12 protein-coding genes and 1 pseudogene are annotated in these 16,164 nt (G+C 58.0%); 4 read left to right on the plus strand and 9 right to left on the minus strand.

Annotated elements, in window-relative coordinates:
* Positions 1-114 precede the first annotated feature (114 nt).
* The 8 genes and pseudogenes from ACZ9IM_RS15105 to ACZ9IM_RS15140 form a co-directional block, all read right to left on the minus strand.
* Entirely contained in the window at positions 115-1,125 is a 1,011-nt protein-coding gene (locus ACZ9IM_RS15105) for a methyl-accepting chemotaxis protein (protein WP_476224458.1), read from the minus strand.
* A gap of 231 nt (positions 1,126-1,356) precedes the next feature.
* Positions 1,357-1,656, minus strand: a pseudogene (locus ACZ9IM_RS15110) (PAS domain-containing protein); the annotation flags it as partial.
* 99 nt (positions 1,657-1,755) lie between these two features.
* Positions 1,756-2,703 (minus strand): SphA family protein, encoded by a 948-nt coding sequence (locus ACZ9IM_RS15115; protein WP_429543134.1) that lies wholly within the window; start codon positions 2,701-2,703, stop codon positions 1,756-1,758.
* A gap of 231 nt (positions 2,704-2,934) precedes the next feature.
* The gene (locus ACZ9IM_RS15120) at positions 2,935-3,477 is read right to left on the minus strand and encodes a flavin reductase family protein (RefSeq protein ID WP_007905566.1); all 543 of its coding nucleotides are present in this window, start codon (positions 3,475-3,477) and stop codon (positions 2,935-2,937) included.
* A gap of 25 nt (positions 3,478-3,502) precedes the next feature.
* Positions 3,503-4,741 (minus strand): styrene monooxygenase/indole monooxygenase family protein, encoded by a 1,239-nt coding sequence (locus ACZ9IM_RS15125; RefSeq protein ID WP_401170546.1) that lies wholly within the window; start codon positions 4,739-4,741, stop codon positions 3,503-3,505.
* A 79-nt stretch (positions 4,742-4,820) separates the two neighbouring features.
* Positions 4,821-5,606 (minus strand): SDR family oxidoreductase, encoded by a 786-nt coding sequence (locus ACZ9IM_RS15130; protein ID WP_476224353.1) that lies wholly within the window; start codon positions 5,604-5,606, stop codon positions 4,821-4,823.
* A gap of 10 nt (positions 5,607-5,616) precedes the next feature.
* Positions 5,617-6,861, minus strand: coding sequence for a dienelactone hydrolase family protein (locus ACZ9IM_RS15135; RefSeq protein ID WP_476224354.1), 1,245 nt, complete (start codon positions 6,859-6,861; stop codon positions 5,617-5,619).
* Between the two features lie 17 nt (positions 6,862-6,878).
* Entirely contained in the window at positions 6,879-7,421 is a 543-nt protein-coding gene (locus ACZ9IM_RS15140; protein WP_476224355.1) for a lecithin retinol acyltransferase family protein, read from the minus strand.
* Positions 7,422-7,835: 414 nt separating this feature from the next.
* On the opposite strand from ACZ9IM_RS15140, the gene ACZ9IM_RS15145 reads away from it, so the two are divergent.
* The 4 genes from ACZ9IM_RS15145 (at position 7,836) to ACZ9IM_RS15160 (ending at position 14,990) form a co-directional block, all read left to right on the plus strand.
* A complete protein-coding gene (locus tag ACZ9IM_RS15145; protein WP_476224356.1) occupies positions 7,836-8,864 on the plus strand; it encodes an AraC family transcriptional regulator in 1,029 nt (342 codons plus the stop codon).
* A 250-nt stretch (positions 8,865-9,114) separates the two neighbouring features.
* Positions 9,115-10,368: a multidrug efflux RND transporter periplasmic adaptor subunit MexE gene (mexE, locus tag ACZ9IM_RS15150; protein ID WP_007905572.1), complete on the plus strand. Its 1,254-nt coding sequence runs from the start codon at positions 9,115-9,117 to the stop codon at positions 10,366-10,368.
* A 12-nt stretch (positions 10,369-10,380) separates the two neighbouring features.
* On the plus strand, positions 10,381-13,572 hold the full coding sequence (locus ACZ9IM_RS15155; protein WP_476224357.1) for an efflux RND transporter permease subunit: 3,192 nt from the start codon (positions 10,381-10,383) through the stop codon (positions 13,570-13,572).
* The gene (locus ACZ9IM_RS15160; RefSeq protein ID WP_476224358.1) at positions 13,569-14,990 is read left to right on the plus strand and encodes an efflux transporter outer membrane subunit; all 1,422 of its coding nucleotides are present in this window, start codon (positions 13,569-13,571) and stop codon (positions 14,988-14,990) included. The genes ACZ9IM_RS15155 and ACZ9IM_RS15160 overlap by 4 nt, the downstream gene beginning before the upstream one ends.
* Positions 14,991-15,198: 208 nt before the next feature.
* On the opposite strand, the gene ACZ9IM_RS15165 is transcribed toward ACZ9IM_RS15160, so the two are convergent.
* Positions 15,199-16,164: an HlyD family secretion protein gene (locus tag ACZ9IM_RS15165; RefSeq protein ID WP_427624562.1), complete on the minus strand. Its 966-nt coding sequence runs from the start codon at positions 16,162-16,164 to the stop codon at positions 15,199-15,201.

Below are 16,164 nucleotides of genomic sequence, written 5' to 3' on the forward strand. Positions count from 1 at the left end.
GAGCGTCCGCACCTGTCTTTGAAATACAAAACGCCCGATGCGGTGCATCGGGCGTTAGGGTGAAACAGGTGTAAACCTATTTCAGGACTAGACACTTTTAGTGAACCTGGCAAATCATTGATCAAAGCGTTCAGCCAGATGACACAGTGCTTCGACCTGACGTTGCAAGTCCTCGCTGATGCGTTTTCCATCCAGCGCCTTGTCGACACTACCCGTCGACAGCTCAGCCACCTGCAATACCTGTTGCGACAAACTTTCCACCACTTGGGACTGTTGCTCCATGGCAGACGCGATCTGCATGCCCATGCCGGAAATTTGTGCGAGGGATGAGTTCACACCCGCCAGGTTGTCCTGCACCGAAGTGACTTCAAGGGTGCTGTTTGAGGCAAACTCACGCCCGGCATCAGTCAGTTGCACCGTCAGCTCGGTGGCATCGCGCAATTGCAGTAAGAGCGGTTGAATTTGTTGTGTCGCTTCCTGGGTTCGCGTCGCTAATTGCCGCACCTCATCGGCCACTACACTGAAGCCCCTGCCCGCTTCCCCCGCCCTCGCCGCCTCTATTGCCGCATTCAGTGCCAGCAGATTGGTTTGTCCGGCAATCGAACTGATGATGTTGGTGATATGACTGATCGCTTCCGTAGAACTGGCCAATTGTTGAACGGCCATGGCGGTGTCGCCCACGGATGTATTGAGCAATTGCATTGCTTTCAGGCTTTGACCGGATAGTTGCTCCCCATGGTTGGCCAGATCGACGGCCCGGGTGGTCGCCAGATGGGTGGCCTGCACATTGCCAGTAACTTCTTGAATCGTCGCGGCCAGTTCAGTGAGCGCTGTCACCGACAGATCGGTTTCATCGCGCTGACGTTCAAGGCGCAGGGTTTCGGCCTGGATCAGTTGCCCGAGCTCCAGCACCCGCTGCTGTACCACCAGGCCGGTGCTGCCAATCCGCGACAGAGCACTTTGCAGACGAGCCTCTTGCGCGACCAAGGCCATATCCACTTGAGCTGCGGCACCCTGCTCGCGACTGTACATTTGCGCCATTAACGGTTCAGTGAATGCTTTCGGATGTGCAGAGAAAACACGCTGGAGAGCTCGACTTTGTCGATACTCCTGAAAAGCCGCCATGGCCCCCAGCCCCACTACGATCAACGCGCTCTGAGCGACAAAAGCGTCCAGTTGCCAAAGCCCGGCGGACAGGACAAAACCTAAGGGTACCGCCGGCAGTGCGCAGCCAGGCAAACGCCCGATATTCCATCGCACGACCGGATCCTGGCTATTCAAGCGAGCATAGAGCTTTTGCGCTCGCTCACGTTGTTGCTCGGAAGGTACGCTATAAACCGCACCATAGGCCTCTATGCCATCGAGGCCGAACACCGGTTTGATGTATGCGCTCAACCAATAGGCTGAACCGTCTCGACGACGGTTCCTGATCAGGCCCATCCAGGGCCGGCCAAGCTTTAACGTTTGCCACAGGTTACTGAAAATCTGTGCCGGCATTTCCGGATGCCGAAGCACGTTACCAGGTTGACCAGTCAGTTCTTGGCTTGAATAGCCGCTGAGCGCGACAAATGCTTCGCTGCAATGGCTGATGCGTCCTCGCAAATCAGTGCGGCAGATCAGAACGGCGGTATCGGATGATAAGGGCGATGCGGGCATGATCGAAAAGTCCCGGAAGCAGAAAAAAAAATGCCTGCCGCGTGGGGCAGGCAAAAGACCAAAGGTATCGAACGCCAAAGGAGCAGGAGTTTCGCGGTCTTAAAAGTGATGGATGTAACGCATTTGCACACGGCTGCCGTCAGCACGGTTTTCTACGTCTTGCTCAAAGTACGCATTCAAAAATACATGGTCATCCTTCGAGAAACTGTACATTGCACCCGGTCCGATGGCCCAGACCTTCTCTCGACGTCCAGACACTTCATGACCGTCCACTTTGGTATCGGTGATCTGCTTTAACCAATAACCGTTGATGCCCAGGCGCAGCTGTGGCGTGACGGCATACTCGGTTGCAAAGTTGGCGTGCAGAGCCTGTCCGGCCTGGATGTCGCCGGCATCGCCAAAGCCTGGCCCCGGGTCGTTGTTTTTGCCGTTGTAGAGATAGTGCGCTCGCACCGACGCCGTCCATTTTGGCGTGAACCAATAGGTGCCCGCCCAATACGGATTAAACGACCAGGCATTAGCCCCGGGATTAACATCGTGTTTGCTATCGTATTTGCCGGTGGGCAAATTGACCTGCAATTCAATGCGATGAACGAAGCGCGGGCCATCGGGCCCCATAATCGGATCAAATTGAATCATCGGTCCCAACAGCAAATCACCAAAGCCACTTTGAGCTTTTATCGCTGCATTGTTCAGCCCGTCATCGACGTCCATCCGCGTCACAAAGGGCAGCAAGGCATTCATACCCAGTGCGGCATTGCCTATGCGAATGTCGGACAAGTACGTCAGTTGAGTGACAGCCACTTGATAATCCAGCTGTTGCTTGGGTAGCCCCAGCGCCTTGCCGTCTTTGTCGCGCAGCCGATCGGCGCTGTAGCTCTGGAAGTACTCCTGGAAGTACCAACCTGATCCAGCGGGTGGGCCGCCATCGAGAAAACTGGTGAAACCTAAATTGACCACGGGCAGGTCATACGCCTGTACCGTTTCAAATCCCGAAAAGCCAGATCCCAGAATGCACACCGACAGCAGTTTTATTTTTATTTTCATCACGCTCTCCACTTACAGCCAGGCTAAAGGTAGAGCAGTCGAAAGTTGCAATCTGCAGGCAAGGCCATCCGTTAACGTACAAACGCAGAATCCTCATTGCACAAGCAACAGTCAGACTCAACACCTTCAGGAAATAAAGCGAATACTTGCGATCACACCGCAACTTTATGTTTTCAGCGGTAACAAATACTTCGCCACTCTGAAATAGCGGCGAAGTTCGGGGTTCTTAAATTATCGACTCAATCCTGGATGCTCCGACGCCACTCGATACTGTCCACAATGAAACACCAGCGGCTCGCCTGTGCCGTGGCGGTAGTGCTCGATCTGCCCAAGAAAAATCAGATGATCACCCCCCTCATACTGCGTAACGTTGCGGCAGACCAAGGTCGCGATCACGCCATCAAGAAGCGGTACTCCAGCCTCCCCGGCCTTAAACGCCACACCCGAGAACTTATCTGGCGCGGGCCGCGCAAAACGTCCCGAAAGATCGTGCTGATCAGCACCCAGGATATTGATTGCAAAATGGCCACACGACAGGTAGTCCGCCAGGCTCGGAGCGTTGCGAGAAATACTCCAAAGCACCAGTGGCGGATCCAGCGATACCGATGAAAAGGAGTTGGCGGTCATGCCAACATTGCGCCCGTCAGGGGTGCGCGTGGTAATAACGGTCACACCGGTCGCAAACTTCCCGAGCAGATTACGCAGTTCGCGCGGGTCGCAGTCTTGTGCGTTGACCAGTTCGTGTTGGATAGATTCTGGACTAAATGCATTCATGATGAACTCCTGGCTCGATGGCGGCTCAAGCGGCCTGACGAGTCTTTTCCTGAATAAAGGCTTGGCAAGACTGGGCGTCGAACCACCAAGGTGCAAAATTGCGCGGATCATCGAAGCCGTTGGCGATGGCCGAAGCCAGGGGTTTTGACTGGCTGGCGGCGCCCAGCAATTCCAGCAGATGCTGAGGCGGTGGAGTCAGCATGGTGTTGGTCCACTTGACCACATGCTGGGCATAGCTCCAGTACTGCTCGAAAGTGTCGTGCATCCAGTCCGGGCCAAAATCTTGCGCACCACGAGCAACAATCGCATCCAGGTAAACCTTGCTGCACTTGGCGGCATTGTTCGAACCCTGGCCGGTAATCGGGTCGTTGACTACCAGAGCATCGGCCATGCCAAAGACCTTGCGGCCAGACGGCAGCGTCAATACCGGTTTACGCACCATCGGCGTGAATCTGCCGGACAAGAAGCCCTTGTCATCGGTCATTTCCACGGAGCGGCAGCGCTCCGCTTCCCAAGGGACGTAGCGATTGATCAGCTCCAGGCTTTTCTCAAGATGTTGCTCTGCAGACGTAATCCCCTGCCAGCAATCCATCGGCCCGCCCGGAATTCCTTCGAAAACCATGATTTCGCAAGGTCCGGTGGTCGTCAGGCAAGGAAACACAAAGTACTCGCCTACACCGGGAATCAAGTTGAAGCTGACCCGGGAAAACGGCGACATCGGTGTCATGCCCTTCACATAGGTCAATGACAGCGCTCTTTGCGGTTGCTGAAACTGAGTCCGCTCGGCATCTTTTTCAAACAGATTGACGATTTCGCCCTTACCCGCCGCCAGCAGTACCAGGTCATGGCTAGTCGACAGAAGCTCCAACTCGGCCACACCGACATCCTGAATAATGACCTCGCCGCCACGCTTCACGACCTCGTCCATCCAGACTGGCATTTTCAGGCGCTGATCGACTGATTGGGCGTAGCGTTCCAGCCGGGTACTCCAGCTGAACAGTGGCTCGTTTGGCTTCTCTGGGTCAGGCACTGCCAGGCCAATACCTTCTACGGCCGGGCACTGGTCTTCCCAAAAGTTCAGGCCCAAATCACGCTCACTTTGCAGGGCGGCGTTGAACATGCACTGACTGGACATCACTTTACCGTTGCGAATGTCCTCGCCATTACGATTAGTGGCCAGGGTCACATGGTAGCCCTTGGCGAGCAGGCCTAGAGCGAGTTGCAGGCCGGCTTGACCGGCTCCGACGATGGCGATTCGACGCATTGTTATTCTCCTGGTTATCGACGGTTACAGGTGCAGCATTCGGCAGTCGCCGAACAGGGTTTCTTGTTAGTGTTCGGTGTTACTCAGCAAGCCGTGGTATCGCCGGCAGGTTCTGTTCCGGTCCCATGACCGAGTAGCCTCCATCGACGGCATAATCCGCACCCGTCACAAAGCTGGCGGCTGGCGAACATAGAAACGCAACCACATTGGCCACTTCGCCGGGTTCTCCCAGACGGCCCAACAGGTGATAGGAAGCGGCGACCGCATCAGCCTTTTCGCGGTTACCACCACTGGCGTGGTCGATCACCCGCGACCAGGTCCAGCCTGGCGACACCGAATTAACGCGGATACCGTCGGCGGCCAGGTCCATCGCCATGCAGCGAGTCAGCTGCACCATGGCGGCCTTCGAGACTGGATAAAGCCAGCGCCCGGTCTGGGCACACTTGGCCGAGATGGACGTGAAATTGACAATCGCACCACGTCGGGCTTTAAGGTCCTGATGCACCGCTTGAGTTAATGCCACGGCTGAAACCAGGTTCACATCAAGTGCCTGTAGCCAATCCTGGCGGCTGGAAGCAAAGCCCTGGTCGCTGTAGGTGCAGGCGAGATTAATCAACAGGTCGACCCCACCAAAACGTGCCCGAACGTCTTCGACTGCATGGGCAATGAGTTCGTCATCCGTTACATCGAGATGAAAAAATGCGGCTCGCTCACCGAGCTCGGACGCCGTCCTGAGACCTGCTTCACGATCGATATCGAACAGCGCAACAACAGCACCGGCATCCATCAGCGCCCGTGCGACGGCGGAACCAATCAGGGTTGCGCCACCGCTGATCACGGCGACCTTATTCTGTAGATGAGACATGTCTTTCCCCTTACACCGGCTTGTCAGCGCTGGAAGCCCAACTCGGCATCAGCGTATTGGAGGGCAGTGACTCATCAAGCAACTTTTGCGCAGTCACCACACCCGCTACGGGTAGTCCGGTCGGGTCAAGCAGGCCGATCTGAACCAGCACGCTGGCCTGATCCCAGTAGATGTGTTCGTGATAGAGCTTCGGACCGCGGAACTTGACTACGCCAAGCATCGGGATCTCGACGTAGCGCCCGGTGGGCGCCACCCCGGGAAGCATCCAGTCGATCTCGGCGTCATGGGTAAAGCTCATGATGAATTCATCGACGATCTGTGATGCACCGACTGTGCGAGACAGTGGCGTCAACGCCATATCCTTGGGGTTGCCGTGGACGAAGTGATGCTGGTAGAAGCGGCTCAACTCTTTAGCACCCACGCCACCGGTCATGGTCGGGATGTGGTTGACGTAAGGTTCAGCGACCATGGTCGCCATGGTGGCAGGTACGTCCCGGGTATCGAACTCGTGACGGACATGCTCATCCCACAGGTCAGAGAGGTTGTAGTCTGGCCCTAGCTCTCTGCGTAATGCGGCAACAGTCCGCTCGTGGGCCAGAAGCGCTGATGGCTTGTGGTAGTGATGACCGCTGGGGCGAGCAAACGCGTGATCAACGCCCGGATAAACGTAGAGTTCAACACCCTTTTTATCGCCAAGGGCCTCCTTGATCGCGGAGCGGGCCTCTGCTGGACAGAACTGATCCTGTTCGGCCATATGGAGCACCAGACGCCCTTGAAGTCCTTCAATTTCCGAGAGCGCGGTTTCAATTCCTACGCCGTAGTAGCCAACGGCACAGGCCACCTCAGGCAACCGACAGGCCGCCAGGTAAGCCAGCTTGCCACCCAGGCAATAGCCGACAACGCCCAGGTCCCCCGGTTTACATTGAGGCAATGACTCCAATGCCTTCAGACTGGCACGGATATCATCAATGCCCAGCGCCTCGTCGAAGCCCTGGTAGAGCGCATAGGCACGACCGAACTCCGCTTCGGTGTAACCTAAATCGACACCAGGCTCTTGGCGCCAGTACAGGTCCGGAACCAGCACCGTATAACCTTCCTCGGCCAACAGGTCGGCAACTTCACGCATAGCCTGGTTAACGCCGAAGATTTCCTGGCAAAGCACCACACCCGGACCGCGACCATCGATAGAGGTCGCAAGGTAAGCCTGGAACTGACCGCCGGACGGAACCGGCACGCTGACATATTGGCCTTTCATCTCGAATCTCCAAGGGCTCAGGAACGTTGGATGTGATATTGGGCACCTTCTGCTGCACCGACTATCCGCTGAGTGCAACGCTTGTCCGAGGCCTGCAGGAAGTTATCCGGCAGGCTTTGCAGCACCAGCCGCAGCAGTGCCAATGGATGGGTCATGAAGCCGCGAACCTGTTCGCTGCTGCTTTTGCCGTACAGGCACCAGTTACAGAAGTGCTCGCAATTATTAGTCAGCAACCGGTAGTGATTTTCCCCCAGGCGCGAGAGTGCCCGGCGGATCACTTCCTCACCGTCGAACTGAGACATCGGGGCATCGTCGACCCACACTGGTTGCCCGCCAGCAAAACAGTCCAATGCCAACACTTCGACCGGACCGACCTGAAAACCTTTATGAAAGCCTGCGTAGTGCACGACTCGACGCCCGCCCAGATAAATTCCATGGTGGTAGTAACGACGTCTTGACGTGATGAGATGGCTGCCAGGCTGAACGTCTGCATTTTCCAGGTCGTCCCAGTTGCGCCATTGATGAGCGCTTGGAACAGGCTGTGTATGGGTAATGTTCATGGCGTTCAACCTCGCCGTCTGGCGGCTTCAACGAATCAACAAGCGTTGAAGTCATGGTGCGACCCTACCCTTGCCAGCACTATCCATCTGATGCTGTCGTTGTCCGCGAGCTGCGAAAATGTGTCGACGCCTTTGCCACATTCACCTATGCCTCGCCCCTCCAAAAAAAGTTGGACGTCCAGGATTTGCGGGAGGATTCTAAGAATTACCGACTACGCCACGCTGCGTCAGAATGCCACTGTCGTCGCTTGGCACACCAATTGCTGACTTAGGCAGAAAGCCCAATAAGGGCACAAAAAGAAACGGACATGCACACGGGTTATCCGGATAACGCAGCGATCATCCAGATCCTGCAAAACCTGGGTAACACCACCGTGCGACATGCCTTGAATCGTGCATGCAACTGAGGTGACCATGAGTCAGAATCTCATCGCACAGCGCTGCGCCAGCCTTTTCGACAGTGCGTCGCTGTTCACCCCGGAAAACCAATTGTTTCTGCTCAATGATCTGGAGGGCATCCGCGAGGGCGTCAGCGGCGTCTTCAAAAACCACGAATTGCGCTGCATCGACAGCACCGAGCGGGTCAGCGCACGGATGCACCACATCAACCGTGGGCGACTGTCCTTGAATCGATTGGAATACGGCGTCAACGTCTTTATCGACCCTGGTCGCCTCGAGGATTTTTTCCTGATCCAGGTACCCATCAAGGGACAAGCACGCATTCAATGCGCAGGACATGACTTCATTTCCACGCCGGAACGGGCCTCGCTGATCTCCCCTAATCTGCCGTTGTCGATGAGCTGGGAGGCTAACGCGCCACAATTGGCCTTGAGGATCGAGCGCAGTGAAGTCGAATACCATTGCGTCCAGCATCTGGGACACAATTTGGAAAGACCGTTGGAGTTCGATCCAGAACTCGACTTGACCACGCCTGGCGGTCACTACTTTCTCCAGCTAATCAGCATTTTGGCAGACGCTATCAAGCTGGATGACCATCCACTGCATCATTCGCTGGTACTCAAGCAGTTCGAGTCAATGCTGCTCGATGCTCTGGTTTACGGCCAGCCGAACAATCTTCGAGAACGACTGGACTGTGCCAGCAGACCCAGAGCGCCTTTACCCCACTTCGTTAAAAGAACCGAAGAATTCATGCGCGCTCACGCCGACCAACCGCTGAGCATCGAGCAATTGGCCGAACATGCCGGTGTGAGCGTTCGCACGCTGTTCGCCGGCTTCCGCGACTTTTGCGATACCACGCCCATGGCCTACTTGCGCAATTTACGGCTGGAACAAGTGCACCTTGAACTTTGCCGCCAGCAACAAGATTGTTCGGTCACAGATATCGCCTTCAAATGGGGTTTTGCTCATCTGGGGCGATTTGCTCAGGAGTATAAAAGACGCTACGGCGAAGCCCCCTCAACAACGCTCAGATTCCGTAGCTGAATTCAGAGAGCACAGGCAGAGTTGGCCGAACCCGCCCGCCAAGACTCGGTTTCAAGCCAACCTTTGCATTCCCCGCAACACACAATTGTCATCAATTCATTTGAAAGGCCCCTAATGGGAGGTGCATGCTAGAGGGCTTGCAATGAACTTATATCATTCCGAATGATAGTTACCTTCGGTTCATTCGATTCGTGCCATACAACCCCGCCAAGCATCATCCGTCCATCTCAATACATTGGCGGATGCATCCATGGAACAGTCACTCAAACATTTGCGCTTCCCCTTGGCCTTGTTGGCCGTGCTGGTGATGAGCGCCTGCGGCAAGACCCCGGACGCTGCCGCCACGATGCCCGCGGCCAAAGTCAGCGTGGCCAAGGTGCTGGAACAACCGGTCAACGAGTGGGACGAATTCACCGGGCGCCTTGAAGCGCCGGAAACGGTAGAGATTCGTCCACGGGTTTCCGGCCAGATCGATGATGTGGCCTTCACCGAAGGCGCGTTGGTCAAGAAAGGCGACCTGCTGTTCCAGATCGATCCGCGCCCCTTCCAGGCTGAGGTCCGCCGCCTCGAAGCCCTGGTTGCCCAAGCTCGCGCCACCGCCACCCGCAGCGAAAACGAATCCCAGCGCGGTGAACGCCTGCGCACCAGCAACGCGATTTCCGCCGAACTCGCCGACTCGCGCACCAGCGCGGCTCAAGAAGCCCGCGCCGCCGTCGGCGCCCTCCAGGCCCAACTGGACCTGGCCAAACTGAACCTGAGCTTCACCCGCGTCACGGCCCCAATCAGCGGCCGTGTCAGCCGTGCGGAAATCACCGCCGGCAACCTGGTGACCGCCGATACCACCGCGCTGACCAGCGTGGTGTCTACCGACAAGGTCTACGCCTACTTCGACGCCGACGAGCGTGTCTTCCTTAAATACACCCAGCTCGCCCGCCAGGGCCAACGCGGCGCAACCACGCCGGTTTACCTCGGCCTGTCCAATGAAGACGGCAACCCGCACCAGGGCCAGATGAACTTCGTCGACAACCAGGTCAACCCGAAGACCGGCACCATCCGCGGTCGCGCGGTGTTCGACAACAGCGACGGCACCTACACCCCGGGTCTTTATGCACGCCTGAAACTGGTGGGCAGCGGCACTTACTCCGCGGTGTTGATCAACGACGAAGCGGTCGGTACCGACCTGGGTAAAAAGTTCGTGCTGGTGATGGATGCCGACAACAAAACGGCTTATCGCCCTGTCGAGCTGGGTCCAAAGATCGAAGGTCTGCGCATCGTGCGCAGCGGCCTGAACAAAGACGACACCATCATCGTCAAGGGTTTGCAACGGGTTCGCCCTGGTTCACCGGTCACCCCTGAAGTGATCCCGATGGCCAGCCAGGAAACCCTCGCGGCGCTGGCTCAACAACGACAAGCGCTGGAAGCCAGCAACCTGCCCCAAGTCGCACCTGCCAAGGTCGCGCCGGGTACGGTTGTGAAAGTGGCTGCTGCGACTCCACGCGGTTAAGGGATCTCTACGATGAATTTTTCCCAATTCTTCATTTCACGGCCGATCTTTGCAGCGGTACTGTCGCTGCTGATCCTGATCGCCGGCGCCATCTCGCTGTTCCAGTTGCCGATCAGCGAATACCCGGAAGTCGTGCCGCCGACCGTTGTGGTCCGTGCCAACTTCCCGGGTGCCAACCCTAAAGTCATCGGTGAAACCGTGGCCGCTCCTTTGGAGCAAGCCATCACCGGCGTCGAGAACATGCTGTACATGTCCTCGCAGTCCACCGCTGACGGCAAGATCACGCTGACCATCACCTTTGCACTGGGCACCGACCTGGACAACGCGCAGGTGCAGGTTCAGAACCGCGTGACCCGGACCGAGCCCAAACTTCCCGAGGAAGTGACGCGCATCGGTATCACTGTGGACAAGGCGTCGCCCGACCTGACCATGGTTGTGCACTTGACCTCGCCGGACAAACGCTACGACATGCTTTACCTGTCCAACTACGCCTTGCTCAACATCAAGGATGAGTTGGCGCGTCTGGGCGGTGTCGGTGACGTGCAGCTGTTCGGTATGGGCGATTACTCGCTGCGGGTATGGCTCGATCCGAACAAGACTGCTTCGCGTAACCTGACCGCCACCGATGTGGTCACCGCGATTCGTGAACAGAACCGTCAAGTGGCGGCCGGTGCCCTGGGCGCTCCGCCTGCGCCGAATGCCACCGCGTTCCAGCTGTCGGTGAACACGCAAGGCCGTTTGGTTTCCGAAGAAGAGTTTGAGAACATCATCATTCGCTCCGGCGAAAATGGTGAAATCACTCGTCTGAAAGACATCGCTCGCGTCGAACTCGGCTCCAGCCAATACGCCCTGCGCTCCCTGCTGGACAACCAGCCGGCGGTGGCGATCCCGATCTTCCAGCGCCCTGGCTCCAATGCGATCCAGATCTCCAACGATGTTCGGGAGAAAATGGCCGAGCTGAAGAAGAACTTCCCGGAAGGCATGGACTTCAGCATCGTCTATGACCCGACAATCTTCGTGCGCGGCTCGATCGAAGCGGTGGTTCACACCCTCTTCGAAGCGCTGATCCTGGTTGTGCTCGTGGTGATCCTGTTCCTGCAAACCTGGCGCGCCTCGATCATCCCATTGGTGGCGGTGCCGGTTTCGCTGATCGGTACGTTTGCCGTGATGCACCTGTTCGGCTTCTCATTGAACGCCCTGTCGCTGTTCGGGCTGGTACTGGCCATCGGTATCGTGGTCGACGATGCGATTGTGGTGGTGGAGAACGTCGAGCGAAACATCGGGCTCGGATTAGCCCCTGTAGAAGCCACCAAGCGTGCGATGCGTGAAGTGACCGGCCCTATCATCGCGACGGCGCTGGTGTTGTGCGCAGTGTTTATCCCGGCTGCGTTCATCTCCGGGTTGACCGGGCAGTTCTATAAACAGTTCGCCCTGACGATTGCGATCTCGACCGTGATCTCGGCCTTCAACTCGTTGACCTTGTCGCCGGCTCTGGCTGCGGTATTGCTCAAGAGTCATGACGCGCCGAAAGACCGTTTTTCCAAGGTTCTGGACAAAATCTTCGGCGGTTGGTTGTTCCGTCCGTTCAACCGTTTCTTTGACAAGGCCAGCCACGGCTATGTCGGCACCGTGGGCCGGGTTATCCGCAGCAGCGGTATCGCCCTGCTTGTGTATGCCGGCCTGATGGTGTTGACGTTCTTCGGTTTCTCCAATACCCCGACCGGTTTCGTACCTGGCCAGGACAAGCAATACCTGGTGGCCTTCGCGCAACTGCCGGATGCCGCGAGCCTGGACCGTACCGAAGACGTGATCAAGCGCATGTCCGACCTGGCCCTGAAACAGCCTGGCGTGGAAAGCGCGGTGGCCTTCCCGGGTCTGTCGATCAACGGGTTCACCAACAGCCCTAACTCCGGCATCGTGTTCGTGACCCTGAAACCGTTCGACGAGCGCAAGGATCCGAGCATGTCCGCCGGTGCGATTGCCGGTGCATTGAACGGCCAGTACGCCGGGATTCAGGAAGCCTACATGGCGATCTTCCCGCCGCCGCCGGTACAAGGCCTGGGCACCATTGGTGGTTTCCGCCTGCAGATCGAAGACCGGGGCAACCTGGGCTATGACGAGCTGTACAAAGAAACCATGAACATCATCACCAAAAGCCACAGCGTGCCGGAACTGGCCGGCCTGTTCACCAGCTACACAGTGAACGTGCCGCAGGTCGATGCCGCCATTGACCGGGAAAAAGCCAAGACCCACGGCGTTGCCGTCAGTGACATCTTCGACACCCTGCAGATCTACCTGGGTTCGCTGTATGCCAACGACTTCAACCGCTTCGGTCGCACCTATCAGGTCAACGTTCAGGCTGAGCAGCAGTTCCGTCTCGAATCGGACCAGATCGGTCAGTTGAAAGTCCGTAACAACCGGGGCGAGATGATTCCGCTGGCGACCTTCATCAAGGTCAGCGACACCTCCGGGCCGGACCGCGTGATGCACTACAACGGCTTCATCACCGCTGAAATCAACGGTGCCGCAGCCCCCGGCTACAGCTCCGGCCAGGCCGAGAAAGCCATCGAGAAACTGCTCAAGGACGAATTGCCCAACGGCATGACCTACGAGTGGACCGACCTGACCTACCAGCAGATTCTGTCCGGCAATACGGCGCTGTTCGTGTTCCCGCTCTGCGTACTGCTGGCGTTCCTGGTACTCGCGGCTCAATACGAAAGCTGGAGCCTGCCACTGGCGGTGATCCTGATCGTACCGATGACCCTGCTGTCGGCCATTACCGGTGTGATTGCCTCGGGCGGTGACAACAACATCTTCACCCAGATCGGTTTGATCGTACTGGTGGGACTGGCCTGTAAGAACGCGATTCTGATCGTCGAGTTTGCCAAGGATAAACAGGAAGAAGGCCTCGGCCCGCTGGCAGCGGTGCTGGAAGCTTGCCGTCTGCGTCTGCGGCCGATCCTGATGACCTCCTTCGCGTTCATCATGGGTGTGGTGCCTCTGGTCTTCTCCAGCGGTGCCGGTGCTGAAATGCGTCATGCCATGGGTGTGGCGGTGTTCTCCGGGATGCTCGGGGTGACCTTCTTCGGTCTGTTGCTGACGCCGGTGTTCTACGTACTGATTCGTAACTTTGTGGAGCGCGGTGAAGCGCGCAAAGCGGCCAAGGCACTGAAATTGGAAAAGCAACTGGAGGCGCAACAATGAGCCTGAAAGCCTTCCTGCCGAGCCTTCTGGTGCTGGCCCTGAGTGCCTGTGCCGTCGGCCCGGACTACAAAACCCCAACCACGGAGGCGGCCAACATCACGGCCGCCACCGATGGCAGCGCCGGTCAGAAGAACTTCGACCGCGCCCGTTTCGAAGGTATCTGGTGGCAGCAGTTCGACGATCCGACCCTCAACCAGTTGGTGACGCAATCCTTGCAAGGCAACCGTGATTTGCGCGTGGCCTTCGCTCGCTGGAAAGCGGCCCGGGCGATTCGCGATGACGCCAGCAATGACGCCATGCCGACCATCACCAGCCGCGCCAGCAGTGATCTGGCCAAAGGACAGATTCCCGGCCAGACCACTAAACGCGTCAGCAGTGAACGCTATGACCTGGGCCTGGACATGGCCTGGGAACTGGACTTGTTCGGTCGCATCCAGCGCAACCTGGAATCCAGCGACGCTGAACAGCAGGCCGCCGAAGCCGATCTTTACCAACTGCAAGTCACCATGATTGCCGAACTGGTGGACGCCTATGGCCAACTGCGCGGCGCACAGTTGCGGGAAAAGATCGCCCTGGCCAACCTGAACAACCAGCAGGAGTCGCGCAAGATCACCGAAAGCCTGCGTGATGCCGGTGTCGGCGATCAGCTGGACGTGGTTCGCGCCGATGCACGCCTGGCCTCTGTCGAAGCCAGCGTGCCGCAACTGCAGGCCGAACAGGTTCGTCAGCGCAACCGCATCGCCACCTTGCTGGGTGAGCGTCCAGACAAGCTGACCGTCGACCTGAGTCCAAAAGACTTGCCAGCGATCGCCAAGGCACTGCCCATTGGTGATCCGGGCGAACTGCTGCAACGGCGTCCGGACATTCGCAGCGCCGAACGCCAACTGGCGGCCGCCACCGCCCGCATCGGCGTGGCCAAAGCTGATTTGTTCCCGCGGGTCAGCCTCAGCGGCTTCCTCGGTTTCACCGCCGGGCGCGGGTCGCAGATCGGTTCCTCGGCGGCCAACGCTTGGGCACTGGGCCCAAGCATTACCTGGGCGGCGTTTGACCTGGGCAGTGTGCGCGCCCGTTTGCGCGGCGCCGATGCTGAAGCCGAAGGCGCCCTGGCGACCTACGAGCAGCAAGTACTGCTGGCGCTGGAAGAATCGGAAAACGCCTTCAGCGATTACGGCAAACGTCAGCAGCGCCTGATCTCGCTGATTCGTCAAAGCGAATCAAGCCGCGCCGCCGCGGACCTGGCCGACATTCGCTACCGCGAAGGCACCGTGGACTTCCTCGTGCTGCTCGATGCCCAGCGTGAGCGCCTCGCAGCCGAAGACACCCAGGCCCAGGCCGAAGTCGATTTGTATCGCGGCATTGTCGCGATCTACAAAGCCCTTGGCGGCGGCTGGCAACCAGAGACGGTCGCCAGCAAGTAACGTTTTATAGAGCTCCTTTGGTTGGCCGCAACCAACCAATTCTTTTGCCCCGCGCCTCATTCGGTCGCGGGGCTTTTTTTGTCTGCACGCCGTGCTGGAGTCACCCCCCCCTGTGGGAGCGGGCTTGCTCGCGAATGCGATGTATCAGCCGCAGAATATCTATTGGATGTACCGGCCTCTTCGCGAGCAAGCCCGCTACCACATGGGGTTAGTGTGTTGTCTTGTTATCTCGGTGATCTTCCACAGTCACGGTGGCCGTGGTCCCGGCACGCAGGCGGTTTTTGGCGACATAGTCGGCGTCGATTTGAATCCGTACCGGCACCCGTTGCGCCAGCTTCACCCAAGTGTAACTGGGGTTGATGTTGGCCAGCAGGCGACTGCCGGGGGAGTTCTCGCGGTCGGCGATAGCAAAAGCGATGCTCTGCACGGTGCCGCCGAAGGTCTCGCCGCTCATCAACTCGACCTTTACCCGGTCGCCCTCCTCTATTCGTGGCAGTTTTGTTTCTTCAAAGTAGCCGCTGATATAAAACGAGTCGCTGTCCACCAGTGCCAATAACGCCCCTCCAGCAGTGGCGTAATCACCCTGACGAGTCAGCAGATTGGTCACGTAACCACTGACCGGCGCTGCGACCCGCGTGCGTTGCAAGTCCAGTTCAGCCTGGGTCAATGCGGCGATCGCCAGCTGCACATTGGCTTGTGCCAGGCCCAGATTCGCCTGATTGCGCAACAGCTCCGCCTGCGCCACAGCCACTTCGGTACTGGATTTTTCCCATTCTTCGCCGGAGATCGCGAAACCCTGTTTGAGGGTTCGACGGCGCCGTTCTTCGCTTTGGCGCTGCCTGAGTAGCGCTTCGCTGGAGACAATCGTCGCTTCGGATTGGCCCAGCGTGGCTTTTGCGACTTCCACCGCACGCTTGGCATGCTCCACCGCCAGCGTATAACGAGCCGGGTCGATCTCCAGCAGCAACTGGCCTTTCGTAACATGCTGGTTGTCTTGAACGCTCAGGCTGACGATGCGGCCCGAGACATCGGCGGACAATGTCACCACATCGGCGCGAACCCGCGCATCCCGGGTCCAGGGGGCGCGGGTGTAATGTTCCCAGGCGAACCAGCCGAGCACGAAGGCCAGCAATACCACCGCCACAGTCACGAGTCGGGCAAGGATCTTCTTCAA

Source organism: Pseudomonas sp. TE12508 (assembly GCF_056279485.1).